Source organism: Thainema salinarum CENA647, from assembly GCF_057732415.1.
The window spans coordinates 1,804,788-1,829,572 of record NZ_JBYJZJ010000022.1 but is presented as its reverse complement, the minus strand read 5'-3'; the positions used below and the strand labels follow the sequence as shown (position 1 = coordinate 1,829,572).

At 49.8% G+C, this 24,785-nt stretch carries 27 protein-coding genes; 15 read left to right on the top strand and 12 right to left on the bottom strand.

The features are described from left to right. The first annotated feature begins 191 nt into the window (after positions 1-191). The 6 genes from AC286M_RS14885 to AC286M_RS14860 all read left to right on the top strand — a co-directional run bounded on the left by AC286M_RS14885 (position 192) and on the right by AC286M_RS14860 (position 7,667). Positions 192-1,001, top strand: coding sequence for a TPM domain-containing protein (locus tag AC286M_RS14885; protein ID WP_488205131.1), 810 nt, complete (start codon positions 192-194; stop codon positions 999-1,001). Positions 1,002-1,669: 668 nt separating this feature from the next. Next, positions 1,670-2,383 (top strand): DUF928 domain-containing protein, encoded by a 714-nt coding sequence (locus tag AC286M_RS14880; protein ID WP_488205130.1) that lies wholly within the window; start codon positions 1,670-1,672, stop codon positions 2,381-2,383. Further along, on the top strand, positions 2,380-4,059 hold the full coding sequence (locus tag AC286M_RS14875; RefSeq protein WP_488205129.1) for a mechanosensitive ion channel domain-containing protein: 1,680 nt from the start codon (positions 2,380-2,382) through the stop codon (positions 4,057-4,059). Before AC286M_RS14880 ends, AC286M_RS14875 begins: the two co-directional genes overlap by 4 nt. Positions 4,060-4,222: 163 nt before the next feature. Beyond that, the gene (locus AC286M_RS14870; protein ID WP_488205128.1) at positions 4,223-5,362 is read left to right on the top strand and encodes a BMP family ABC transporter substrate-binding protein; all 1,140 of its coding nucleotides are present in this window, start codon (positions 4,223-4,225) and stop codon (positions 5,360-5,362) included. A 205-nt stretch (positions 5,363-5,567) separates the two neighbouring features. Further along, positions 5,568-6,665, top strand: a complete 1,098-nt coding sequence (locus tag AC286M_RS14865; RefSeq protein ID WP_488205127.1) for an ABC transporter permease — start codon at positions 5,568-5,570, stop codon at positions 6,663-6,665. Positions 6,666-6,719: 54 nt separating this feature from the next. After that, positions 6,720-7,667, top strand: a complete 948-nt coding sequence (locus tag AC286M_RS14860) for an ABC transporter permease (RefSeq protein ID WP_488205126.1) — start codon at positions 6,720-6,722, stop codon at positions 7,665-7,667. A 4-nt stretch (positions 7,668-7,671) separates the two neighbouring features. On the opposite strand, the gene AC286M_RS14855 is transcribed toward AC286M_RS14860, so the two are convergent. The 7 genes from AC286M_RS14855 to AC286M_RS14825 all read right to left on the bottom strand — a co-directional run bounded on the left by AC286M_RS14855 (position 7,672) and on the right by AC286M_RS14825 (position 11,290). Beyond that, positions 7,672-8,385, bottom strand: a complete 714-nt coding sequence (locus AC286M_RS14855; protein ID WP_488205125.1) for an endonuclease III domain-containing protein — start codon at positions 8,383-8,385, stop codon at positions 7,672-7,674. A 46-nt stretch (positions 8,386-8,431) separates the two neighbouring features. Next, complete coding sequence (locus tag AC286M_RS14850) at positions 8,432-8,926, bottom strand: PIN domain-containing protein (protein WP_488205124.1); 495 nt, start codon at positions 8,924-8,926, stop codon at positions 8,432-8,434. Beyond that, on the bottom strand, positions 8,923-9,174 hold the full coding sequence (locus AC286M_RS14845) for a UPF0175 family protein (RefSeq protein ID WP_488205123.1): 252 nt from the start codon (positions 9,172-9,174) through the stop codon (positions 8,923-8,925). The genes AC286M_RS14850 and AC286M_RS14845 overlap by 4 nt, the downstream gene beginning before the upstream one ends. 50 nt (positions 9,175-9,224) lie before the next feature. After that, the gene (locus tag AC286M_RS14840; RefSeq protein ID WP_488205122.1) at positions 9,225-9,776 is read right to left on the bottom strand and encodes a GNAT family N-acetyltransferase; all 552 of its coding nucleotides are present in this window, start codon (positions 9,774-9,776) and stop codon (positions 9,225-9,227) included. Between the two features lie 103 nt (positions 9,777-9,879). Next, entirely contained in the window at positions 9,880-10,311 is a 432-nt protein-coding gene (gene arr, locus AC286M_RS14835; RefSeq protein WP_488205121.1) for an NAD(+)--rifampin ADP-ribosyltransferase, read from the bottom strand. 76 nt (positions 10,312-10,387) lie between these two features. After that, positions 10,388-11,005 carry a hypothetical protein gene (locus AC286M_RS14830; protein ID WP_488205120.1) on the bottom strand — a complete coding sequence of 206 codons (618 nt, stop codon included), beginning with the start codon at positions 11,003-11,005 and terminating at the stop codon, positions 10,388-10,390. An 18-nt stretch (positions 11,006-11,023) separates the two neighbouring features. Then, positions 11,024-11,290, bottom strand: a complete 267-nt coding sequence (locus AC286M_RS14825; RefSeq protein WP_488205119.1) for a hypothetical protein — start codon at positions 11,288-11,290, stop codon at positions 11,024-11,026. A 134-nt stretch (positions 11,291-11,424) separates the two neighbouring features. On the opposite strand from AC286M_RS14825, the gene AC286M_RS14820 reads away from it, so the two are divergent. Then, the gene (locus AC286M_RS14820) at positions 11,425-12,276 is read left to right on the top strand and encodes a M48 family metalloprotease (RefSeq protein WP_488205118.1); all 852 of its coding nucleotides are present in this window, start codon (positions 11,425-11,427) and stop codon (positions 12,274-12,276) included. A gap of 112 nt (positions 12,277-12,388) precedes the next feature. After that, on the top strand, positions 12,389-12,928 hold the full coding sequence (locus tag AC286M_RS14815) for a DUF456 domain-containing protein (protein ID WP_488205117.1): 540 nt from the start codon (positions 12,389-12,391) through the stop codon (positions 12,926-12,928). A gap of 39 nt (positions 12,929-12,967) precedes the next feature. On the opposite strand, the gene tnpA is transcribed toward AC286M_RS14815, so the two are convergent. Together tnpA and AC286M_RS14805 are read right to left on the bottom strand one after the other, a co-directional pair. Then, positions 12,968-13,411 (bottom strand): IS200/IS605 family transposase, encoded by a 444-nt coding sequence (gene tnpA / locus AC286M_RS14810; protein WP_488202591.1) that lies wholly within the window; start codon positions 13,409-13,411, stop codon positions 12,968-12,970. A 151-nt stretch (positions 13,412-13,562) separates the two neighbouring features. Further along, complete coding sequence (locus AC286M_RS14805; RefSeq protein WP_488205116.1) at positions 13,563-14,669, bottom strand: metallophosphoesterase family protein; 1,107 nt, start codon at positions 14,667-14,669, stop codon at positions 13,563-13,565. A gap of 364 nt (positions 14,670-15,033) precedes the next feature. Here AC286M_RS14805 and AC286M_RS14800 point away from each other — a divergent pair, with 364 nt between their 5' ends. The 5 genes from AC286M_RS14800 (at position 15,034) to AC286M_RS14780 (ending at position 18,511) form a co-directional block, all read left to right on the top strand. Further along, complete coding sequence (locus AC286M_RS14800) at positions 15,034-15,564, top strand: hypothetical protein (RefSeq protein WP_488205115.1); 531 nt, start codon at positions 15,034-15,036, stop codon at positions 15,562-15,564. Between the two features lie 464 nt (positions 15,565-16,028). Beyond that, a complete protein-coding gene (locus AC286M_RS14795) occupies positions 16,029-16,511 on the top strand; it encodes a hypothetical protein (protein ID WP_488203899.1) in 483 nt (160 codons plus the stop codon). Between the two features lie 40 nt (positions 16,512-16,551). Further along, entirely contained in the window at positions 16,552-17,295 is a 744-nt protein-coding gene (locus tag AC286M_RS14790; protein ID WP_488202632.1) for a hypothetical protein, read from the top strand. Positions 17,296-17,334: 39 nt separating this feature from the next. Further along, the gene (locus AC286M_RS14785; RefSeq protein WP_488205114.1) at positions 17,335-17,958 is read left to right on the top strand and encodes a lipase family protein; all 624 of its coding nucleotides are present in this window, start codon (positions 17,335-17,337) and stop codon (positions 17,956-17,958) included. Positions 17,959-18,094: 136 nt separating this feature from the next. After that, positions 18,095-18,511 (top strand): hypothetical protein, encoded by a 417-nt coding sequence (locus AC286M_RS14780; protein ID WP_488205113.1) that lies wholly within the window; start codon positions 18,095-18,097, stop codon positions 18,509-18,511. Here the strand turns inward: AC286M_RS14780 and AC286M_RS14775 are convergent. Beyond that, positions 18,461-19,204 carry a hypothetical protein gene (locus AC286M_RS14775; protein WP_488202632.1) on the bottom strand — a complete coding sequence of 248 codons (744 nt, stop codon included), beginning with the start codon at positions 19,202-19,204 and terminating at the stop codon, positions 18,461-18,463. The two genes, AC286M_RS14780 and AC286M_RS14775, sit on opposite strands and share 51 nt — an antisense overlap. 50 nt (positions 19,205-19,254) lie before the next feature. Beyond that, positions 19,255-19,728 (bottom strand): hypothetical protein, encoded by a 474-nt coding sequence (locus AC286M_RS14770; RefSeq protein WP_488202633.1) that lies wholly within the window; start codon positions 19,726-19,728, stop codon positions 19,255-19,257. Positions 19,729-20,376: 648 nt separating this feature from the next. Here AC286M_RS14770 and AC286M_RS14765 point away from each other — a divergent pair. Both AC286M_RS14765 and AC286M_RS14760 read left to right on the top strand, forming a co-directional pair. After that, a complete protein-coding gene (locus AC286M_RS14765) occupies positions 20,377-22,410 on the top strand; it encodes an elongation factor G (protein ID WP_488205112.1) in 2,034 nt (677 codons plus the stop codon). A gap of 491 nt (positions 22,411-22,901) precedes the next feature. Continuing rightward, positions 22,902-24,131, top strand: coding sequence for an SGNH/GDSL hydrolase family protein (locus AC286M_RS14760; protein ID WP_488205111.1), 1,230 nt, complete (start codon positions 22,902-22,904; stop codon positions 24,129-24,131). A 34-nt stretch (positions 24,132-24,165) separates the two neighbouring features. Here AC286M_RS14760 and AC286M_RS14755 read toward each other — a convergent pair whose 3' ends face one another. Then, positions 24,166-24,705 carry a hypothetical protein gene (locus tag AC286M_RS14755; protein ID WP_488205110.1) on the bottom strand — a complete coding sequence of 180 codons (540 nt, stop codon included), beginning with the start codon at positions 24,703-24,705 and terminating at the stop codon, positions 24,166-24,168. Positions 24,706-24,785: the final 80 nt, after the last annotated feature.

The following is a 24,785-nucleotide window of genomic DNA, read 5'->3' as shown; positions in this document are numbered from 1 at the left end:
TTCAAAACCTGCATTCACAGGTTATGTAACCAAAGATTGACGGTTTGCGCAAAAAATCAATATTATTAGACTTAACATAAGAACTGTAAAGAAACGTTTACGATCTTCTCATAATCGCTAGGCAGTGACGCTAGTGAGCTGCTCCGATAGCGTTTCTATATCTTTATTAAAAGTTTTTGGTGAGGTTGCCGATGCGTCGTATTCTTCCTGCTCATAATGTCCTGCAAGCTTTGGTTGCGATTATTTTCGCAGTGACGGTCTGGGCCATCGCTCCAGCTGCTCAGGCATATGACAATCCTGAGCTTCTACCCGAAGAAGCCACATCGGTAATTGACTTAGCTAAATCCCTCAGCAACCAGCAGGAATCCGACCTCAATGCTGAACTGGAACAGTTTGAAACTGCAACAGGCTGGAAACTGAGAGTCCTGACCCAGTTTGATCAAACTCCAGGACGAGCGGTGAAGGAATTCTGGGGACTCGATGACAAAAGTATTTTGCTGATTGCTGATCCGCGTGGCGGTAATCTGCTCAACTTTAGCGTGGGTGATGCAGCCTATGAGTTACTGCCGCGCACCTTCTGGATTGAGCTGCAAACTCGCTACGGTAATCAGTTTTTTGTTCGAGACAATGGCGAAGACCTCTCAATTTTGTCAGCCCTCCACTCCATTGAAGGATGCCTCCAGCAGGGTGGTTGCAATGTTGTGCCGGGTCTGCCACAGGAACAGTGGGTTCTGACACTGGTGACATCAATCTTGGGTGGTGCGATTTTCGGCTTCGCGGCTCAGCCTCGTAACGGCAAGGTCTTTGCTTGGCAGTGGGCGTTAATCTTCTCTCCCCTGTGGGGCATTTTGTTTATCGCATTCGGCATTGGCCCGGTTGTAACTCGCACCAGCGATTTGTTGCCGCTAATTCGTAACATTGCCGGATTTGCGATTGGAGCTTTAGTGGCTTACCTATCACCGTACTTCTCAGCCTCTTCTACGTCCGAATCTGAAACCTAATGCTTTGTCAAGTGTGTTTTGAGGGGTAGAAGAATTTTCAAAATCTTTCTACCCCTCATCTCTACTCTGACAGACTACTAAGCTTAAAACACAATTCTGTCCGACAATTGAATTGACAGTATTGCATTTGAACAAAAGCATGTGGGGCAGTTGCGTTTAGCGCAACTGCCCCACATGCTTTTTCAATGAAGAGGATGGAAGGGTAGGAGAGTAAGAGAGTGATGGAGTAGCGTTTCTGCGTCATACCATCCCCCCAGTACTCAATCCTCAGCACTCAGCGAGCAGCCCAGTACCCAGTACCTACAGCGCTATGCACATTGGTTCAGTACGGTGATGTGGGGCGTGTATGCCCCACATCACCGTTTTTGTACTTAATGCGGTTGCAAACCGCTATAGCAACCAATATCCATCACCCAGTCCCCAGCTCTTCACCAGCATTCGTTAGATAAAACCGATAGAACTTTGCCCCCTTGGTTAATGCATAACTCTTAGCTATCAAGAGTTAAGTCGTGTTAAGCATGTGTAGCCATTGTCGCTTTGGTCAAGCCATAAACGGTTAGGTGCAAATTTTAGGATGAGCGTTCCCAAAACGGCGGGCACTCAATTCATGGTTCGTCACAACCAATCTGACTGCATTGGGTTTAACTGCACTCAAGGAGCTGAAAATCGTGGTCAACATTAGCTTTAAGAAAGGGGTTTGCTGGGTCAAGGTGGGACTGATTGTGGCCAGTTTATTGTTATCAAGCCCATCGGCGATGGCCCAAATTATCGAATTTCCGCCGACAGGCGATCGCAGGGGGCCAATTCGGACGGCAGGGGGCGGTACACGCAGCGGGCCAAACTGTATTGCCAGAGTGCCTGAACCACTCACCGCGATCGCACCGACCAACAACTGGATCAAGACTGTCGGCGAGGAATCAAACTTGTTTTGGTATGTTCCGCCAACCGTAGCAGCAGAAGCGCTATTTGAACTGCGTGAGTCAGCGGGTGAACTGATTTACAGCACAACCATCGAGCTATCTGGCGAAGCCAGTATTGTGAGTCTTCAGTTGCCGTCAGATCTAGAACTGCAGTCCGATCAGGTCTACAGCTGGAAGCTGAGCCCTATCTGCGATCGCGAACGCTTAAACTTGAATCCATTTGTAGAGGGCTGGATCAGTCGAGTTGAGGCCGACGCAGAGTTAGCGGTGGCACTCGCTGAAGCCGATGATCCAATCGCACAGGCGCAACTTTACGCCAATGCTGAACTGTGGCCCGAAACAGTTGCGATCGCAGCAGCCCTGCGAGAAACACAGCCGGAAATTTGGCAACAGCTTTTGACCTCAGTCGGGCTAGAATCCATTGCAGGAGTTCCGTTCGCTGTTGTCCCACCGGAGTTATGATCCTGGTCATTCAGACCTTACTCTCCAATTTGATTCAGCTCTTTACGGCTCCCATGTTTTACCTGGGCGGCACCGCTGTGTCGGTCCTGCTGCTCTTGAAACTGGGGGCCGCTTTGCTGATCGTGCTGCTGGTCATCCGGCTGCTCAAGAGTTTTCTCAAAACCCATCTGCTCAGCCGCTTCAAGATCGATGCCAGCAATCAAGAAGCGATCGCAACCATGATCAGCTACTTTTTGGGCGCAATTAGCTTTTTGGTGATCATCCAAAGCACTGGGTTCAACCTCGCCTCTGTTGGTTTGATTCTGGGCGGTCTAGGCGTTGGCATCGGCTTCGGGCTGCAAAATACAACCAATGACTTCATCAGCGGGCTGACGCTGCTCTTTGAGCGCACGCTTAAAGTCGGTGACTTCATCGAGTTTGATGGACTAGCGGGCTATATCAAAGAGGTCAAGCTGCGCTCCACCATCATTCGGACGCTAGATGACGGCGATGTAGTGGTGCCGAACAGTCATTTAATCGAAAATCGCATTCTCAACTGGAGCTACGACAACTTTACAGCGCGACTGCGGATTCCAGTCGCCGTCGCCTACGGCAGCGATCCGGTACTGGTAACCGAAACACTTCTCAAATCAGCCTATATGGAACCAAACGTGCTGCGGGAACCGCTGCCGCGCATCAACTTCATTGGTTTCGGCGACAGCGCTCTCAGATTTGAAGTTCGAGTCTGGGTCAGCCAAATCGACCGCCGAGATGACATTATCAGCTCACTAAACTTCGTGATTGAGTACAATCTGCGCCAGCAGGGCATTCGAATCCCATTTCCCCAGCGTGATGTGTGGCTGCGAGACACAAGCAGTTTCCCCTACGTTCCCAATGGCTCAACTCGTTACGGGCCAGCTTGGACACCACCGATAACTGAACCGATCAACGTTGATTCGGATCGTCTCCATACAGTTCGTTTGAATAACGGTCAAGCTGCACCAAACGGCAGCCGTTTCGATAGCACCGATCAAACCAACACCGATCAAACCAACACCGATCATCAACTTAATCAGGATCCAAACCGTCAGATTAATGAGTTAGGCGTCACACAGAACCGCAATTTTCTACGAGACGGCAAAGCCGAACGCATCTTCTCGCAATCAACGGATCGGGCTAACACTCTGAGCGTATTGCTGCGACAGGTGCGCTACTTTGAAAACCTATCTGAAATAGACATTCGGCAACTGATTGAGATTGGCTATCGTACCCAATTTGCCCCCAGTGAACTGATCTTTCGCGAAGGCGATCCTGGTGATGCTTTTTATGTCATCCTCTCGGGACAGGTCGAAGTGCTAGCGGAACGCCTCCAAAAGCGGCTCACGATTCTGGAAGCGGGTCAGTTTTTTGGAGAAGTCTCGTTACTGCTGGGCATTCCCCGCACAGCCACTGTGCGAACAACGGCCCATACTCTACTGTTTGTGATCAATAGCCGCAGTTTTTCGAAACTACTGCAGGATTATCCTAATTTGGCTGAATCCATTATTCAGGAATTTGGTCAGCACCGCGACGAACTGCATCAGCGTCAGCAAGAACTACGTCGGCGGGGACTGCTGGATCAGCAAGAAGATGAGCGTAATCCAGTTGATTGGGCCCGTAAACGAATTCAACAACTGTTTAATCTGAAAACTGTTTGAAGGAAACAAATAGACAAATTATGTTAATTAAGTAACATTTTTATCTTTTAAAGTTCTCTGTCCTTGCTACGCTCAGCAGTAATTTAAAACGTTCCCGATTTTCCTGCGGAGGGTAGTTGACGTGAATCACAGGCGTTCCTTTCTCTTATCTCGACGCCAAGTCATGCGAGGAATGCTCGCTGCCACAGCATTTGGAGTCGCAAAGTTCGGTACAGGCTGTAGCCCTACTGGTAACGGTACCGCTAGCAGTGGGGAAGGTGGTGGAGAGCCGTTAGTCGTCGGCTTTATTTACGTTGGCCCCAAAGATGACTACGGTTACAACCAAGCCCATGCTGAAGGCGCAGCGGCAATGGCTCAGGTCGCAGGCATCAAGCTGATTGAAGAAGCCAGCGTACCGGAAACCACCGCCGTGCTGGAAACCATGCGCAGCATGATCGAAATTGACGGCGCAAAAGCTCTATTTCCCACCTCATTTGGCTATTTCGATCCGTACATTCTTGAGTTAGCCGCCGAGTTCCCAGACGTGCAGTTCTTCCATGCGGGTGGACTCTACCAGGAAGGCACCCATCCTGACAATGTCGGTAGCTACTTTGGCTACATCGATGAAGCGCAATATGTAGCTGGCGTTGTGGCGGGTCATGCGACGCAGTCTGGCAAGCTAGGCTTCGTGGCGGCCAAACCGATTCCCCAGGTGTTGCGCAACATCAACAGTTTTACGCTGGGAGCCAAGTCGGTAAAACCCGAAATTACCACCCAGGTCATCTTCACGGGCGATTGGGCACTTCCAGTTAAGGAAGCCGAAGCGACAAATAGTATGGCGGATCAAGGCGTTGATGTTGTCACCTGCCATGTAGACAGCCCCAAGGTCGTAATCGAAACGGCGGAAAAGCGGGGTATTTATAGCTCTGGCTATCACGCCAATCAAGCTGATCTCGCGCCCCAGGGCTATTTGACGGGGGCTGAGTGGGACTGGAGCAGCATTTATACACAGTTTGCCAATGATCTCTTGGCGGGTAAAACCCTGATGAATGGTGACATCCCTCATATTATGCGAGGCGGACTGTCAGCCAAGTTCTGTAAAATGTCGCCCTATGGGCCAGCAGTGAGTGAAGAGGCCAAAACGGCGGCTGATGCGGCTAAAGAGGCGATTATGAGTGAGCAGCTTGTAATTTACAAAGGGCCGTTAAAGTCGAACGCAGGACAAGATGTGCTGCCGGAAGGCCAGGAATACAAGCAGCAAGACGTTGAACTGGAGAAGATGGACTACCTAATTGAGGGAGTTGATGGATCGGTTTCCTCCTAGAGCCTTTCATCACGAATGCCCTTGTAGGGGCAGGTTTTGCGATCAGTTGAGATCTCGATCGATACATTTGTTGCTAAACCTGCCCCTACGGGATGCTGGACTGGTTTGAACTTGTCTTTGGTGAAGAGATGCAAGTTGAGTCGCACCTCAACCTTACCTCTCTCCTCGTCTTCATTCCTACTCTTCGTAGTACAAGCTGATTTTTATGTTGATTGGTCATAACTGGCGACGGTCTTTGGAATCGTTTATGCTGCCTGTTGGCGCAATCCTATTTGCGCTAATTGTGTTCGGCATATTTTGTGCCTTTGCGGGTGCGAATCCGTTTGGCGTCTATGCCTCGGTCTACAAGGCCGCCTTTGGCAGCTGGAGCGCTTGGCAGAATACGTTGATTCGGGCTTCTCCCCTGATGCTGACGGCGCTGTGTACGGCATTACCCGCTCGGTTGGGCTTGGTGATTATTGGTAACGAGGGGGCTTTGATCATTGGTGGTCTAGCTGCCGTGATTGTTGGCCTTGCCATGCCGCTGGGACTGTCTCCGCTGATCGTGTTGGGACTGATGGCAGTTGCCAGCATCATCGCAGGCGGAATTTGGATCGCCGCTGTGGGGGCGCTGCGCTATTACCGAGGTGTAAACGAAACGATTAGCAGTTTGCTGCTGAACTATGTTGCGATCGCATTCATGAACCACTTGGTTGAAGGCCCGATGCGCGATCCGGATTTTGTTACCAAGCCTTCTAGCTTTCAGATTCCAGAAGCGTACTGGCTCGGCAATCTGCCCGGTAGCCGGATTCATTACGGTCTGTTCTTTGGCATCGTCGCCTGTATCCTGGCCTACATTTTGATTCAGCGCACCACCTTTGGCTTTGCGGCCCGAACCGCTGGTGGCAATGTTCGAGCCGCCAAAATTGCCGGATTACCCGTTGGTAAGCTGACGCTGGCCATTTGCTTCCTCGGTGGTGCAGCGGCAGGTCTAGCAGGCATGGTGGAAGTCGCCGCTGTGCAGAAGCGAGCGAATGAGTCACTCAATGCCAACTATGGCTATGGCGGGGTTCTGGTGGCATTTGTGGCAAAACATAATCCCCTTGCTGCGGTGCTGGTAGCGGTTTTACTGGGTGGCATTCTAGCCAGTGGCGGCATCCTACAGCGATCGCACAATTTACCCGATGCAACCGTACTCCTATTCCAGGGAATTGTCTTTCTCTGCGTGCTGTACAGCGATTCCCTATACGGACGCTTCGCGTTCTTTCAAGAGCGCCCCGTTCCTACAACCAGCGTGCCGCCGACAACAGCCGTTAGCAGCTAACCTTTTCCCTCTCCACAACACTCGTGTAACACCGCAATTTTTGAGTAAAACACTATGGCAGCAGAAGCATTGGGTTGGTGGGGCGTCCCCCTGGGCATTTTGGCCGGAACACTGCGCGGCAGTGCGCCGTTTTTATTCGTCAGCTTGGGAGAATGCCTTACCGAGAAAAGCGGCAAGATTAACCTGGGCCTAGAAGGCGTGTTGCTCACGGGAGCCATGAGCGCCTACGGCATCTCCTACTTGACGCAGGGCATCGTAGGCGCAGAGCTAGCACCCTGGCTAGGCGTGCTCGTGGCAGGCATCTCCGGTATGCTGCTGGGCTGCATTCATGGTTGGCTGTCACAGCAGCCACGGGTAAATGATGTCGCCGTAGGCATCGCCATGATCATCTTCGGCAGTGGCGTGGCGTTCTTCTTAGGCAAGCCGTTCATTCAACCCCAAGCGCCTCAGTTACAGACGATTGATATCGGCGGCTGGATCAGCATTCCCCAAGTGCAGTCAGCCCTCCAGCTCAGTCCCTTGTTTTTGATTGGCGTGGCCGTAGCGCCAATTATGCAGTGGTTCTTTCGGTCAACCCGCTGGGGCTTGTACGTTCGTGCCGTCGGCGACAGCCCGGAAGCCGCGCGGGCAATGGGTATTTCGATTTTCAAGGTGAGAATGCTCAGCATCGTGGCTGGCAGCTTCCTAGCGGCAATGGGTGGAGCCTGCCTCTCGCTTTACTATCCTGGCGTTTGGACAGAGCGGATTTCCAGCGGTCAAGGCTTAATGGCGGTAGCGCTGGTGATCTTCGCCAAGTGGAACCCGATTCAGTGCCTCTGGGCCTCGCTGCTGTTTGGCGGCGCACAGTCGATTGGGCCAGCGTTTCAGTCCGTTGGTATCGACGCGTTTTACTACCTGTTTAACGCCGCTCCCTATGTACTGACGCTGATCATTATGATCATCACCTGCTCGCCCAAGCGAACCCTGGTCGGTGCGCCAGGGGCACTCGGCCAATCGGATTAGCGATTCAGTTTTCACTGCTCGTTCTAGCTTGTCCATAGGGACACAAATCCAAAACTACACAGCGATCGCAGTTGGGATTTTTGTAGTAGCAGCATTGCTGACCGTGCAGCATCATCACTTCATGGTGGTCGTAGACCTGTTGGGCGTCCCACTCATCGGGCAAGAGCGCTTCGAGTCGAGCGTGGGATGGCCCAACCGATAGGGTTTGAGGAATCAGCCCCAATCGTTGAGCGACCCGATGATGGTGGCTATCGACTGGTAGTGCCCGACGCCGCAGCCGACTAAAACACAGCACCGCTGCGCTGGTCTTTGGCCCCACTCCCGGCAGTTTTTCCAGCCAAGCGCGGGCTTCGGGAACCGACATATCCTTGAGAAAATCGAGCGACCATTCACCATTGGTCAATTCACTGACTAACCGCAGCACTTGCTGAAGACGCGGAGCTTTTTGCTCTGGCCAGGTGCAGGGTGCGATCGCATGTTCAATATCTGCTGTGGGTGCATCCCGTACCGCTGCCCAAGTTGGAAACTGCTCAGTTAACTGCTTAAATGCTTGACCTGAATCGCGATTTTTGGTGCGGTGAGACAGCAGCGATGAAACCAACTCACTCAGCGGATCGAGTGTATGAAAGTAGGGAATGGGGCATCCATATTCAGTGCAGAGTAAATTGTGAACTGCGATCGCTTTTTGCTGTAAGCCTAAATTGACTGATTGGGACATCAAAATCTGTTCCTTATGTTGATCAAGGCGCAAGATATAGATTGGCCTAATTTGAAGGTTCTTGAGCAAGAGCTAAGACACGCTGATATAGCTGGGCACTGACGCGAAAACCAGCCCGGTTGATCAAAGCATCTATAACAGGTTGAACTTGAGGAATAAGACTTCTTTTCTTAGCAATAAGCAGCACCCCCAGAATGCCAATGATGGGCAGTCCAAGCTGAGCAGCTTCTTGTCGTCCCAAGCGTTCATCAATAAGCAGATCATCGGCTTGTAGTTCAAGCGCCAAGGCTATAGCATGTGCTTCCCCGGCATCAAGTCCCCGCTTTTGTTGCAGTTGATCAGCAAGTTGAGAGTTGGCGAGGATTTGGGGTTGAATCCAGCCTAGCTGCAGAATGGCTGAAATGGTGGGATTGCTGGCGGCGGCTAATTCGCTGGCAACAACATCAGGAATAACTACAGTTTGATAAATGGCTTTTAACAACCAAAGATGATCGACAATAGCAAGATTAGAGAGCGCAGAGGTGTCGCTAACGACGATCATAGCCAGCCCCGATCGTGCAGGTGCTGAACATCCTGCTCAAGGTCTTCCACATCGTAGTGGACACAAATGCCCCGATCGGCCAGCAGTTTTTGAAAATCCATGACTTCCATTCCGGCAATTTTGCTGGCACGACTCAGAGAAATCCGCTCTTGCTGAAACAGGGCAATGGCAATCTCTCGGAGCCAATCGCTCTGGTTAAAAGTCTCGGTTTGGCTAAGGCTATCTGGTAAGTTCAGGGTGATTTGCATACAGTTGCCCTCTTGCGACACCTTGACACCATTTTAAAGAGATTCAATCTCTAATCATGCCAATGTTTGGGATCATTGAGTACGTTAGCGCACGTTACTTGTCCACTTACCTGTCCCAGGATGCCTGGACGGAGTTCCTGCACCATCCAGGCATCAGCATGTTCAGGTGGGATAGGATGTGGTGCGTCGAATCCCTTTACGCCAGCAGGGGAAAAGCCATACTTCGGATAATAGTCCGGATAGCCCAAGACGAATACCAATTCTGTGCCCGCTGATTGCAACTGCTTGAGTCCGGCTTGAATTAGCTGACCGCCAATCCCCTGATTTTGATGATCTGGGTGTACTGCTAACGGTGCCAGGATGGCTGAAGAGACTGCCCGCTGAGCCTGTTTGATGGTTGTGTTGGTGAATAGAATATGCCCGACAACGCGATCATCAATCGTCGCGACTAGCGACAACAAAGGATAGGCACTGGGATCGCCCAATAAATCAGTGATTAAATTCGCAATTTCTGGCCCTTGCCCATCTCCAAATGCCGCAATGACAACCTGCAAGATAGCTTGCTGATCTGATTGGCGTGCCTCACGCACCTGGAATTTCATAATGGGCTGTCTTTAGTGACTAACGACGGAAACTCAGCCGACTGCGATCGCAAAGCAGTTTTTGGGTGGGCTGGAGGCATTATATTGGACAGACGAGCCAAACTTAGTCCTCAATTGCCTCAATGCCAAGTTGCTTCAGTCGCTCAAGGTTGTCCTGCATGGCTTTGAGCTGTTCGGGGGAGTGCCCCTGCCAATCCGTGACTTCGCCCGTGACCCGCAGCGGATCGCGAGAGCGGTATGACTTCGTTGGATTGCCGGGATACTTCTTATCGGTCAGATTCGGGTCATCTTCAATCGGACCAGTCGGTTCCACGATGTAGATTCTGCCAGTTCCTTCGCCGAGAGCCAGTTCAGCTCCCCAGATAGCCGCATCTAAGGTGGCGGTCAGATAAACGTAGGCCGCTTTTTTCCTTCTACCGTAGTTGGAGTTATAGCCAGGTATGATCAGGTCTCCCGGCTTCAGGTCGGCCTTCGTACCGTGATAGAAACGCTGCGAATTGGGGTCGTCACTGGCTACCACTGGCTCGCTCCTCATACTATTTGGTTTCGCCTGCTAAATGATGCTGCATTTACTTAGCTATGCCGTCACAACCAGCACGGGATGACTTCTACTACCACCTTTTGCTACGTCCATACTTCTTATCTATTGCTCTACAACTCTCTTCATAGACGAAGCGATCGCAAATCCCACCAAACTTCCAAACTTTTGCACCTGATTCAATTACTTCGGCAATTGCCAACATCATGTGAGTGAGACTGGGATAAAGGGGGGCTTGATCTGGATAAATTGTAAGATCATCAGTCCAATAGATTGGAGAGAAGTTCTGCTGAACATCACTGCCTAACACCACAATTTCGCCTTTCTCAGCACAGAAAAGGGGAAATACATTAGATGGTTCATAGCTTAGAGATCCTCGATGCCACTCATCCCTAGCCTGCCACCAAAACATTGCCTCCTCTAAGGGCAGAAGAACGATGTCGTAAGCCATGCCAGCTAAGTGATACCCAAAATTGAAGCATTCTAGAACTGGCTCATCTTCCTCTGTTGTAGGTATGGGTAGCGTTCCGTTGCGCCAAAGATAAAGTTCGTAAACTTCTTTGGACAAATTGAAAGGATAATCGTGGAGGATTGCGTTGATCTCTTCATATGTCAGTTGAGGTCGCCAATACGATAAGCAACATTCAGAATGAGCCTCAATGCGTTGCAACGCCTCTGCAAGTGTTGACATTACAAAACCTTACCATGATCAAATCACAGCCCACTGTACTAATAATGGGATAGCTTGCGCTGCTATCCCAGATGTTCTCGCTGCTTTCTGCCTGTAGCTTTCCTCGGTTAGCTCTTTTTGTGCGAACTCGATCACCTCCTCATCCGCTGTTAAGGGTAACAGATACTCGTAAACTTCCTCACACCCTTCATAAGCCGCAGCCTCAAGCGGACGAGTAAAGCCATCGGTATCAACCTTTATATCGGGATCTGCACCTGCTTCTATTAAGAATTTCACAACCCCCACAGAAAGTAATACGAATATGCGATCGCACTTTCCATCCCACTTTTCATCGGCTTGTCAATTTCATCCCTGAGCTAGGTGTCAGATATAGATGAAACACCGTATCGTCTGCTCTAACTGTTTATGGGTATTCAGGAGTGGGCAGCCTACTTGTACGTCTTGGTTTAGGACTCCTATTTGTGATCTTTGGGCTCTTCAACTATTGGGGCAACGTTTCAGAAAATCCGATTACAGGCGAAAAGCAGCGGGTTGCCCTATCGCCAGAGCAAGAGATTGTTCTCGGCCAGCAAGGACAGCAAGAAGTGCTGGCCGAAATGGGCGGGCTTTATCCTGATCCAACGCTGCAAGCTTACATTGACGAGGTTGGGCAGCAGGTTTTGCAAGCATCCCAAGCATCGCAATCTCCCTATCCGTTTGAATTTCATTTAATTGATGATCCAAATACCGTCAATGCGTTTGCCTTACCGGGTGGACAGGTTTTCATCACGACCGGGTTACTAGAGACATTGGATGCCGAGTCACAGCTTGCCGGGGTTCTGGGTCATGAAATTGGCCATGTCGTTGCTCGCCACGGTGCGGAACATTTGGCTCGGCAGCAGCTAGGTGCCATCTTGGTCAATGCAATTGGGATTGCCGCCAGCGAGAATTACGACAGCGGGCGACAAGCCGCCGTTATTGCCCAAGCCGTTAATCAGCTGGTCAGTTTAAACTACAGCCGTGAAGATGAGCTAGAAAGCGATCGGCTGGGATTTCAGTTCATGACGGATGCAAACTACAACCCCGAAGGCTTGGTTGAGCTGATGCAAATCTTCGAATCGTCTGAATCCCGTGGCCAACCACCAGAATTTCTCAGTACTCATCCCAATCCCGGTAACCGCGTGGCTCGTCTCCAGGAACTGATTCAAGCAGCTTATCCCAGCGGTGTTCCAGAACCTCTGGTTGAAGGAGAACAGGAATTTAGCGAAACAGTTACTCCCAGGCTGCCTTGATCTCTTTCAGATCCGTTTCAATACCAACTAAGAGGCAATCAAGTCATAGCGCGAGCCTTACGTAGCGTCTCGATTCAAGAGCCAAACTCTGACATTCCAAGTGACTAACTTTATGGATCTTATAACCCTCTACTGGATACTCGTTGCCATCATGCTGCTTGGCGCAATTGGAGAACTCATTCCAGGGATGCCCGGTGCAAGCGTTATCTTGGCCGCAATCCTGGTCTGGTCAGTTGTGACTCAGTTTGCCGGGATTGGCTGGCCGATTGTGGTTGTGTTTGCCATCCTCATTCTCAGTGCCGCCATTGAGTTTTTAGGAGCATACTGGGGAGCTAAGCAATTTGGTGCCAGTAAATGGGGTCAATTTGGTGCGATCGCAGGTTTAGTAATTGGTTTTCTCGGACTGATGCCAGCCCTACCAATCGGTGGGCCGATCCTGGGTGTTTTAGTTGGGCCGTTCATTGGTGCATTCATTGGAGAGTATCTATCGCGTCGGCAGTTAGAGGGAGAGTCGAGAGTAAAAACGGCATTCAAAGCCAGTATTGGTACAGTAATCGGCTCCGTCATCGGCAATCTCATCGATGGGCTACTGGCGATCCTAGCTGTCGTCGTGTTCGTGCTAACCACTTGGCCGATTGCATCGAGCCTCTAATAATGAAATACCCCGCCGCAAGCGGACGGGGTATCAGAATCAAAAAAGAGCAAGTTGATTATCCCGATGCAATTTGAGGTAATCTTTGCCTTGGGCTTGAACATATTTGGCGATCATTCCTTCATCCCCGTGGCGGCCTACTGTACTCGCAAAATATCCATCACTCCAAAACTCGCCTCCCCAAAGTTTCTGCTTCACTTGAGGGCATCGTTTGAAGACTTCTCGTGCAGTTAAACTTTTCAGCATCGTTACCAGTTTGGTCACACTATAGGTCGGCACGGACTGCACTAGAAAATGGACATGGTCTTTGTCCACTCCAATTTCGACAAACTTCACCTCGTAGCGTTTCTCGATTTCGAGGCAGACCTCTCGCAGAACCGCATCTACTTGCTCATCAAACACAACCCGTCGATACTTTGCTGGAAACACTAAGTGGTATAGCAAAACTGTTACGTTATGACTCTTGTGGATGTACTCACTCATTCTTAGATCTTACGCCGCAGAGCGGCGGGGAATGGACCCCAAGAGATTCAAGTCGGGTTGAAAACCCATAATTTATTTTTTGTGAAACGTTTGCGGAGCAAGCATTTCACAAAAAATAAATTGGGTTCTTATACACAGGTTTGATATAAGCCTACAGCTTTAGCGTTACGGCATTGTCAATCAGGCAGAGTTCTCCAGTCGCAGTCGTGGCGCTAAAAGCCTCAAAATAACGCTGTGCTGCGATTGGAAAATGCGAGAAATCGAACGTCGCATCTCCTTCGGCCACATCGGCCCAAAAATAGCGCAAATCATCGGCCAAAGACTTCGCTTCGGGTTCCGGTAAACACAGCGGCGGATGGGTCAGCAGTCGCAGCATAAACGGTAACGAGCGATCGCCCATCCACTCACGAGAGGCTTCTGGCAACTGGGGCCAGCCGGGAACCGACTGCACATGCTGAGTCTCAACCGTCAGCATGCCCCGACCGTCTGCTAACGTGCGGTAGTTCAAAATGCGGTAGGGGTGCGGGTAGCTGACCAGGGAACCAGTGGTGATTTCGTACAGATGGCGATGCGGCGCGATGTCCTGTACGTGCAGATGCCCCGTGAAAATCAGCGGTACCGCAAACTCTTCTAGTAGCGCCAGCAGTTCCGCCTGATTTTGCAGCATGTAGCGTCGTCCCAGGGGATGCTGGAGCTGATTCGGCAGGTGCTCCACCACGTTGTGATGCACCATTACGAGCACTAAGTCATCCTGAACCGTCGGCAGAATGTCTTTTAACCAGTTGAACTGGATCTCATCTAGCCGTCCCATATCGAGTTGCTGACCGTCGGCTTCGTAAAAGTTGGAATTCAGCCCAATGATCTGTAGTCCCGGTAATGGAGACTGAATGTAATAGGGTTGATTCGGATCGCTGTAGCCGAAATCGGTGTAGTACTGGGGGAACTCGGCTAAGCCAATACTGCGATCGCACTTTTCTCGCTGGGGAATATCATGATTACCGGGAACGACATAGACGGGGAACGGAAGCTGTTTGAGGCGCTGCACCAGCCAAGCATGATTTTCTGGTTCGCCATGCTGGGTCAAGTCTCCTGGCATCAGCAGAAAGTCTAAATCCAACGCACTGAGATGCGCCAAAATCTGCTCCAGCGCGGGAATGCTCACTTCAACTAAATGAAATCGGCTGGGATGATCCCAAATGGTATGCGGCAGAGCGATATGCGGATCGCTAATCACTGCAAATTTGAAATTCCGAACCATGTATTTATCACATTTTTTTAACCATTAGGCTAACCCATGATTCATCACTCCGTCTAATTGTTAACGCGGTCGCAGCCTGCACCATGTAACTTATTTGCAGTGAGATCGCACTAAACCGTCGTCATCTCAAATTGGGGGGTGGCTATACTGAATGTTGCTATCTAAATCGCTAGATGGGGTGTTTAGGTAGACTGTTTCCGTCTAAACAATAGTTATGCGGCTTTTATCCCTATGAAGCCCCTGTTTCAAAATACGTGAATTGAGTAGTAGCGAAGCATATTCATCTCGCCTGCAAGAGTTGAGCTTAAGGCTGCTATGGGAATACTGGACATAGAGGAATGCGTACCAACCGGAAGGATGATTTATGACGAACCAAGACCAAGATGCATCTAGCAAGATTGATCTAAGCGCTTTAAGGCAGTTTAATCTCGTGAATAGTCTTGCTTACCCCTTAGCTCTGTTAGATTTTATGACTACTACCTACGGCATTGCTTCGTATGCCCTTGATCTAACAGGATTTCCAGCTATTGCAATGAGCTTAGTCTTGGCCGGAATTTTCTTATGGGTTGTACTCATATCTAGAGATCAGCTTGCACCAGCAATTGAGGAGAAAATTGCATCTCCATTTAGAGGGTTTTCATCAAAAGTTGAGCAAGGAAAGTGGGTGGAAATCATTGCGAATTCTATTGCGCCTGTTACTATAATCCTGATTGGTACAACATTCGCAATTGTTGATTTTTGGACTTCACTAGCTGGAGTAAGTGCTGTCATTCCCTTCAAAGGGGGCTTAGGTTTAGTCCTAAAGAGTTTCGCAGTGTTCGCACTTGTTTTTTCAACTGTTTACTTAATTTATTTGCAACCTAAGCATAAGCAGGTTAGGCAAAGCTCTGTTTAACCTGGTAAATACTTACTTTTTTGCAGTCAAAATCGTAGCCTAACAATTTGGGTGTAGCGGATTGACCGAAGCCACCTGTGTTGATGCAAAGCCTTTGGCAACCGCTGACCCGAACTGTTAGGCAGACAATCCTTGTTTTTTACCGTTTGATATTGTTCAAAACCATATAAGAATGGAACACTATGAATCAAGGTAGATGGGTAAGAAAGGCCAAAAACAGGTTGAACATTATATTTATTCATGGCATAAATTCTGGCGAGGATTGCTGGAGGAATAAGAATGGGTCTTTCTGGCCCACATTACTTGAGGATGAAAGCGAATTGGTTGACATTGGGATTTATGTATTCTCATATCGCACTGGAATCAATACAGGTTTTTATAGCTTAAGTGATATCGTTGATTCTAGTTCCACCCAAGTTTGTGTTGAGTAGAATTGAGGCAGAGAGTTCAGCAGGCCAAAGCCGATGGCTCAGCAACGACGCAAGCGTGGCACAGCAGGCGATAAAACGATTTGTCTGCCCATTGCAGACGACCTTGACTACGAGGTCTTAGTAGAAGACCGGGAAGCCTTTCGCCAGTATCTCAATGAGCAGATCGCATCCCACCCGGAACTGTTTCCCGACGGGATTGAGGCAGGCTATCGCTTTCACGGATGGGTCGAGTCCTCTCGTCAACAGCTCAAGACCCGGCGGATTTTGCTGCCGAGTACCGGAGAGGCTTATCAACTGCGTCCCGATTTGGTGATGCCGTACATGAGCGAGACGGCGGAGATGGCCGACAAAGCGCTCTATTTAAGAAAGCATGGCCTGTCGTATGAGGGGATTGCCTATGTGCTGGGCCGTTCTGAGATGCACTGGTATCGGCTCTGTCAGTCGTTCGGTCGAGCCTCGATTGTGGGCAGTACCCTCAAAAGGGAAACGGCGCTCCCCCCATCTAGTTGCCGATGAGAAGCATTGTGATTGGCACGGGCAGCGAGTCTATCTGGCAGTGACAGCGGCGCAAGGGTGCGTCCTGGGAGCCAGTCTCAGTGCCAATGCGGGTCAGGATGGATTAACCGCAGCCTATGGGGTATTCCAGCAGGAAGCTGCCCATCATGTTCCCGACTATGCGCCCGAGACGGTGACGACTGATGGTTGGGAGGCCACCCGAGCCGCTTGGGAGGAGCTATTCCCTGGCCTGGTCTGGATTCTGTGCTTCCTGCATGAGGTGATTAAAATTCGCGATGGGTGCCGCTCTAAACCAGTCCTGGGTCAGCAACTAGCCGACAAGCTTTGGCATCTGTATCGGGGCCAGAGCAAACGTCACTTTGCTCAACGGTTGCGTCGGTTGCTGGAGTGGGTGAACACCCACGCGTTGCCCCAGGCCATTGACGCTCGCTTGCGACGCCTCAACGACAAATCTCACGTCTTCCAACGCGCCTTTGACTTCCCTGACGCCTATCGCACCAGCAATCAGGTTGACCGTCCGATGAACTATCTTGACCGCATCTTGTATGCCATGCAAGATTTTCATGGATTCTGGGACTCGGCGGAACAGTCGGTGCGCTCGATGGCCTTACTCTGGAACTTCCATCCCTTTTGTCGCAAGACTCGCAAAGCAATGGGCGGGTGCTTATGCCCCTTTGAGCAACTCAACGGCTTCCGCTATCACGACAACTGGGTTCGCAATTGGCTGATTGCCTCATCGTTGAATGGCAGAAGACCATTGCTCAGGAACGCTGACACAAAATAAGTTGGAACTAGCGTTGATTCTCTTAGAGAATACTTCGTCTTGGATGATTTGATTAGTAGCACAGGAGTTATATTTGTCTGTCATAGTATGGGAGGAATCGTAGCAAGGCGCTTTCTCGTAAACCAACATTCAATGTTATTAGAAAGAGGACTTAATAAGATTGGGTTGTTTTTAGTGGCATCACCTTCTTTGGGGTCAGAATATGCAAATATGTTAGGTCTTGTAGCACGTGCGATGGGACATACTCAAGCTAGCACATTGAGATTTTCTCAGGACAATGTATGGCTAAATGATTTAGACAAAGATTTTATCAATCTCAAAGAAAATAATAGTTTGCGAATTAAAGGAAAAGAACTAATTGAAGATTTGCCACTATATGTAAAAGGATTGATAAAGAGGCAGGTTGTTGAACCTTTCTCTGGTGCAAAGTATTTTGAAAAATCATTTAAGGTTCCTGGTTCAGACCATTGCACAATCGCAGCACCCGCTGATAGAGACGGAGTGCAACATCGACTACTAGTTCAATTCATTAAAGAATTTGCTGAAGAATTCACTGAAGAAGAGTCTGACTCTCTAGAATTTGATAAGATTCTTGAACTTAATGAGAGATCCTATTTACACAAGTCTAATTGGCTCAGCAGTAGAATACTGCCACCTATCTGAATGGAAGCAATGGACGTTTGGACCTCTAGAGCCTATTCCAAGGTGGCCCTATAACTTACCTCAAGACTTTCTCTCATTTCGTCAAAAGGTGTTTAGTACTGATTTCCCTGGTACGCTAACAGAATTAGAGAGAGCAGTGAAAACCCTAAGCATTCTACTTCACAAAGCTGCCAGAGTTTTTCAGAAACATTGCCAAATTAAGGAGGATGGTAATGGCAATCTATATTACGATGGCGTTCAGTTTCATGAGATTCTAGAGTGGAATACGGAATTGAGCGAAGAATTTGATATGTGGGTTGAAGAGTGCCATCAGCTTGTCATCGATGCAACAAAGGCGGCAAATTGGTTTAGAGAAGTTGTTCGAAGGGATATTGATCCGATGTTTTTTGCTGCTGATGGGAAATTTGTTGCAACATATCCTTGGTCAGGAGATATGGGGCTTTCTCACCAGTATCTGTTGCCAGAATATACCCAAGATGAAAAGAATAGCCCTAGTTCCAACTTATTTTGTGTCAGCGTTCCTGAGCAATGGTCTTCTGCCATTCAACGATGAGGCAATCAGCCAATTGCGAACCCAGTTGTCGTGATAGCGGAAGCCGTTGAGTTGCTCAAAGGGGCATAAGCACCCGCCCATTGCTTTGCGAGTCTTGCGACAAAAGGGATGGAAGTTCCAGAGTAAGGCCATCGAGCGCACCGACTGTTCCGCCGAGTCCCAGAATCCATGAAAATCTTGCATGGCATACAAGATGCGGTCAAGATAGTTCATCGGACGGTCAACCTGATTGCTGGTGCGATAGGCGTCAGGGAAGTCAAAGGCGCGTTGGAAGACGTGAGATTTGTCGTTGAGGCGTCGCAAGCGAGCGTCAATGGCCTGGGGCAACGCGTGGGTGTTCACCCACTCCAGCAACCGACGCAACCGTTGAGCAAAGTGACGTTTGCTCTGGCCCCGATACAGATGCCAAAGCTTGTCGGCTAGTTGCTGACCCAGGACTGGTTTAGAGCGGCACCCATCGCGAATTTTAATCACCTCATGCAGGAAGCACAGAATCCAGACCAGGCCAGGGAATAGCTCCTCCCAAGCGGCTCGGGTGGCCTCCCAACCATCAGTCGTCACCGTCTCGGGCGCATAGTCGGGAACATGATGGGCAGCTTCCTGCTGGAATACCCCATAGGCTGCGGTTAATCCATCCTGACCCGCATTGGCACTGAGACTGGCTCCCAGGACGCACCCTTGCGCCGCTGTCACTGCCAGATAGACTCGCTGCCCGTGCCAATCACAATGCTTCTCATCGGCAACTAGATGGGGGGGAGCGCCGTTTCCCTTTTGAGGGTACTGCCCACAATCGAGGCTCGACCGAACGACTGACAGAGCCGATACCAGTGCATCTCAGAACGGCCCAGCACATAGGCAATCCCCTCATACGACAGGCCATGCTTTCTTAAATAGAGCGCTTTGTCGGCCATCTCCGCCGTCTCGCTCATGTACGGCATCACCAAATCGGGACGCAGTTGATAAGCCTCTCCGGTACTCGGCAGCAAAATCCGCCGGGTCTTGAGCTGTTGACGAGAGGACTCGACCCATCCGTGAAAGCGATAGCCTGCCTCAATCCCGTCGGGAAACAGTTCCGGGTGGGATGCGATCTGCTCGTTGAGATACTGGCGAAAGGCTTCCCGGTCTTCTACTAAGACCTCGTAGTCAAGGTCGTCTGCAATGGGCAGACAAATCGTTTTATCGCCTGCTGTGCCACGCTTGCGTCGTTGCTGAGCCATCGGCTTTGGCCTGCTGAACTCTCTGCCTCAATTCTACTCAACACAAACTTGGGTGGAACTAGGAATAGCCTTCCTGATTCTTTACCAGAGATGAATAGTTCTTCAGCTAATATGTAGTTGCCACGGCCTAACAACCCTAATGCACACCGACCGCCGAGAAGTGATCTATTGAGTGTTCAAGGTTGTCTGTGGCGGGTGATGGGTGCCGTTAGTTAGCTTCGCTCAGTCACTGCAATTGTTCTGCAAGCGCGATCGCACCTTTTGCGTAGATTGTGTTGCTAACAAGCAAACGCGCCATCTGCAAGATTTGCGATCGCACTATCGCTACAACATAAAACAATCGCAAAAAATTAAATTAGCCTTAAGAAATTCGGTCACGTTTGTTTACGTGAACTTTTCCAAATCCGTTGATAAAAGCAGGTTATTGTCAGGTTAATCTAATAGCAAGAGCAGCAAATAGTACGTTCCGATACAGCATCGATACGATTAGTATTCAAGATTGTCTCTGTTTCTTTGCGCTTCAAACACCGAATTGATATTAGTTGGTCGGTGAAAATCGATATTTTTGACGCACTAAAAAAGCTGCTTGAACCAACAAAAGGATGATGCAAAGTTCATCCTTGCCGTTACGTATTTGGAGAACGGATTATGAGTGGTAAAGCGTTGTCGGGCTCACGAAATGTGGCGATTGTGGGTCCGTATTCCAGTGGTAAAACCACCCTTCTAGAAAGCCTTTTATCTGTCACTGGGGCTATTTCTCGGAAAGGCCGGATTGCAGACTGCAACACGGTTGGGGATGGTACGCCGGAAGCCCGCGATCGCCAAATGACTGTCGAAATTAATGCCGCCTATACTGAGTATGGCGGCATTCGTTTTACATTTTTAGACTGCCCCGGTTCGGTTGAACTGGTGCAGGAAACCTACAATGCCTTGATTGGGGTTGATGCCGCCATCGTGGTGTGTGAAGCAGCGGCTGATCGAGTTTTATCTCTATCGCCTCTGTTCCAGTTTTTAGACACCTGGGAAATTCCCCACGTGGTAATGATTAATAAGATGGATCGGGCCAAGGCTCCCTTCCGCGAAGTGTTAGAAGCCTTGAAGACCGTATCGAGTCGTCCTCTGGTGCCGCAACAGTACCCAATTCGCCAGGGACAAGACCTGATTGGCTACATTGACCTGATTTCTGAGCAAGCCTATCACTATCACCCCGGTGCCGCTGCCGATCCAGTACCAATGCCGGATTCGCTCAAAGATGAAGAGCATCAGGCGCGCGAGGAAATGCTGGAAACTCTGGCCGACTTTGACGATCATCTGCTGGAAGAACTCCTGGAAGAAATCGATCCGCCTCAAGATGAGATTTTGCAGGATTTGAAGAAAGATTTAGGCGCAGACCTGATTGTGCCCGTGTTTATTGGCATTGCCGAGCAGGACTACGGTACGCGTCCACTGCTGGATGCTCTGCTCAAAGAAGCCCCCGATGACATTGAAACGGCTGAGCATCGCGGCTTGAAATCTGCTGAAGCGGGTTTAGCTCAAGTGCTTAAAACCTACTACACGCCCCAAGGTGGCAAGCTGTCGCTAGTGCGGGTTTGGCAGGGCACCCTGACTGAAAATGGTGCCGTCAATGGTGAGCGCCCTGGCGGACTCTATCGGCTGATGGGTCAGCAGCTAGAAAGTATTCAATCTGCCGAAGCGGGTGACATTGTTGCGATCGCACGGCTGGATACGATCAAGACGGGTGATACGCTCACAACTGAAGGCGATGCCCCCACCAAACTATTGGCGAAGGCTGAATCGCTCGATCCGGTTTATGCACTTGCGATCGCACCTGAGAAACGCAGTGATGAAGTTAAACTCAGTGCAGCTCTGACCAAAATGGTTGAGGAAGATCCCTCCCTGATGTGGGAGCAGCACGGTGACACCCACGAAGTGATTCTCTGGGGCCAGGGCGAAATTCACCTCAAGATCGCGATGGATCGGCTGCGGCGCAAGTACAATCTGCCGATGTCTACCCACATTCCCCAGGTGCCGTTCAAGGAAACAATCCGCAAAGCGCGGGAGCACATTCACGGTCGCTATAAGCATCAAACGGGCGGTCACGGCCAGTTTGGCGATGTGTATCTGGATATTGCACCTCAGCCACGGGGCAGCGGTTTCAGCTTTTCGGAAAAGATTGTGGGTGGCGTAGTGCCCAAGCAGTACATTCCTGGCGTTGAAACGGGTGTGCGGGAGTATCTCGTACACGGGCCACTGGGCTTCCCAGTTGTGGATGTATCTGTGACGCTGACGGATGGTTCCTACCACTCGGTGGACAGTTCTGAGCAAGCCTTCAAGCAGGCGGCTCGACTGGCCATGCAAGAAGGAATGGCAGCCTGCGAACCAGCCTTACTTGAACCGATTGCATTGGTAACAATTTCTGTGCCAACTGACTACACATCCAACGTGCTGCAGTTGATCAGCGGTCGTCGCGGCCAAATCCTTGGCTACACCGCCAAACCAGGCTGGCAAAACTGGGATGATGTCACGGCCTACCTGCCGCAGGTGGAAATGCAGGATCTGATTGTGGAACTGCGATCGCTAACGATGGGCATTGGCACCTATCGCTGGCAGTTCGACCATCTGCAAGAGGTTCCCGACAAGATTCAAGAACGTATTCTAGCCAATTACGCGACAGCCGAATAAGGCTGCAACGGTGAAACGGGTATTCATCATGACAAGAGTTGCGCTCAGCGTGACTCTTGTCATTTTTGAGCGATTGCCCATCAATCGTGATCCAGCAATCAAGATAGCGGTAGCCTTGTTGAGCAGAACATTTTTGTAGCACGGCGGAGCCGCGTCCTTGTTTAGCGCCACACTGGGCATAGATCCCCCTAAATCCCCCTTAAAAAGGGGGAACTTTGAATCAATCTGTGAATAGCCCCCTTTTTAAGGGGGCGGCGACAGCGGGGGATCGCACAGCTACGCTAAACAGATACGGAGTCACACTACAAAAATGTTCGTATCCCAACCGAACTGATTACAGCTATACAATTAGCAACAACGGAACTCGAATGTGTAAAACGAGTCGATTAGATTAGGACTGATTTTTAAACGCTGGAGTTTGTTGTATACCTATTAAACTCCTACCCAAATAGTCGTTCTCTATGGCTCTTCGTATTTCTCTACAATTAATTTTGAGTTCTTCTCGGTTATCCAGACGGCTGGTTTCAACGTTGCTGCTCAGCAGCTTTTTGGGGTTGGGCATCAGCCAAAGGCCAGGAATGGCAGACGTGCGATCGCACTTCGCTCCCGCAGCAACGGATCACGCAACCGTGCAAGGCCAATCTATCGCTCAGGGGCGCGAGTTTTCCAGATCGCGGCACACTCGTCCGCATATGATCCGTCTGCCCAATCAAGTTAAGTGGGAGGTCTATCGATCTGTGTTTCGTGAAGCTGGTACGTCCCGTTTACGCATTACAGACTTTAGCCCTGAACAATGGCCAGATACCTGTATGGGGCTTCCTGAACCCGTTGAAAGCTGTGCTTCAGCTCAAACGGATGGTTGGCGAGTCACAGTCACCAGCGGGCAAAGAGATTGGATTGTTCGCACCAATGCGGATGCAACCGAAATTCGTTTGGAACCTCAAGTTCAAGCGCAGGAAGCACCCGTTGAGATTCGCGATCGCACGCCTCTAGGCGAGCAACCCAGCACCACTGATTGGACAGTAACGGTGGAGCAACCTCAAGCCCCTTCAATTCCTAATCCCCCCAGAAACGAATCCTATTGCTATTCCCCGACGTTAAGCATCATGCCCCTTGGTGACTCCATCACGCACGGATCGGCCATTGAAGGAGGATATCGGATTGGTCTTTGGAACCGATTTTTAGAGACCAATCGACAAATCAATTTTGTAGGTTCTGAAGCTAATGGCCCCTTAACCATTGATCGTGATCATGAGGGGCATCCGGGTAAAGCTATTCAATACCTTCAGGAAGAAATCACGGGTTGGTTAAACGTTAATCAGCCCCAAGTTATTTTGTTAATGATTGGCACTAATAATATCCTTTATCCCAATGCCCATGATTTTCCAGGGGCATCTCAACAGTTAAGCGAACTAATTCAAAGTATCACCTTAAACTTGCCAGAAACAGAATTATTAGTAGCATCCGTCCCTAGACTGAGCGATCCAATTGCTAACGATCGCGCTAGGTTGTTTAATTCACAAATCCCCGATATTGTTGACGCTTACACACGTGCGGGAAGACGAGTCCACTACGTAGATATCTACAGTGCATTAACTCCACTCGATTTAGCCGATGGTGTTCATCCTAATGCAACAGGTTATGACAAAATTGCTAATACCTGGTACGCAGCTATTTCAGAACTGATTGAGCAACGGTGCCAACCATTTGAACAACAGTAGTTTAATACCGAGTCAGCGCATAAGTTTAAATACCTCATTTCGAGTTCTTTCTCTTTTCAAATCGACCTAAAACAATCAGGCCAATAGCTATACCAATCATAGGAATAGGTGCCAACACAAACAATAGCCAGCTATTGTTCAATGGGAAGATTACGGCTGTCTTTGAAATAAGCTGACTGACGACCGGCTGTACCCCCTGGGGATAGGTTACGTCAGCTTCTGACTTTAACAGTTGTAATTTGATCAATACTTCATCAGTCATCACCAACGACACGTTTTGAGCGTGGGGACTAGCCGAGCATATTCCGGCAGACTGCAAATTCAACAGCATCTCATTGGTCGCTGTGACTGCACCCGTTGTTTTGTAGAGAGTTTCCCCTTCCCATACCCAGGCCGTTTGTTCGGCTTCCCATACTGCCTCCAGTTGAGCACAGTTAGGCCGAAAGGCGATATCAGGACGAGAGGCAATGGGTAGCGATTGCTCCGTCGGCACGTTGTACTCCTGCCGAGCCATATTTTGGTAGGCCTCAATTTGGTCTTGGATTTGTTGAATTTGTGGATCTATAGATTCCATAGAGTAATGCGTCTTTAGAGAGCTATTACAGGTGCGATCGCATATTTCCTATCTATTACTCAATCAAGGTGTGAAACAGG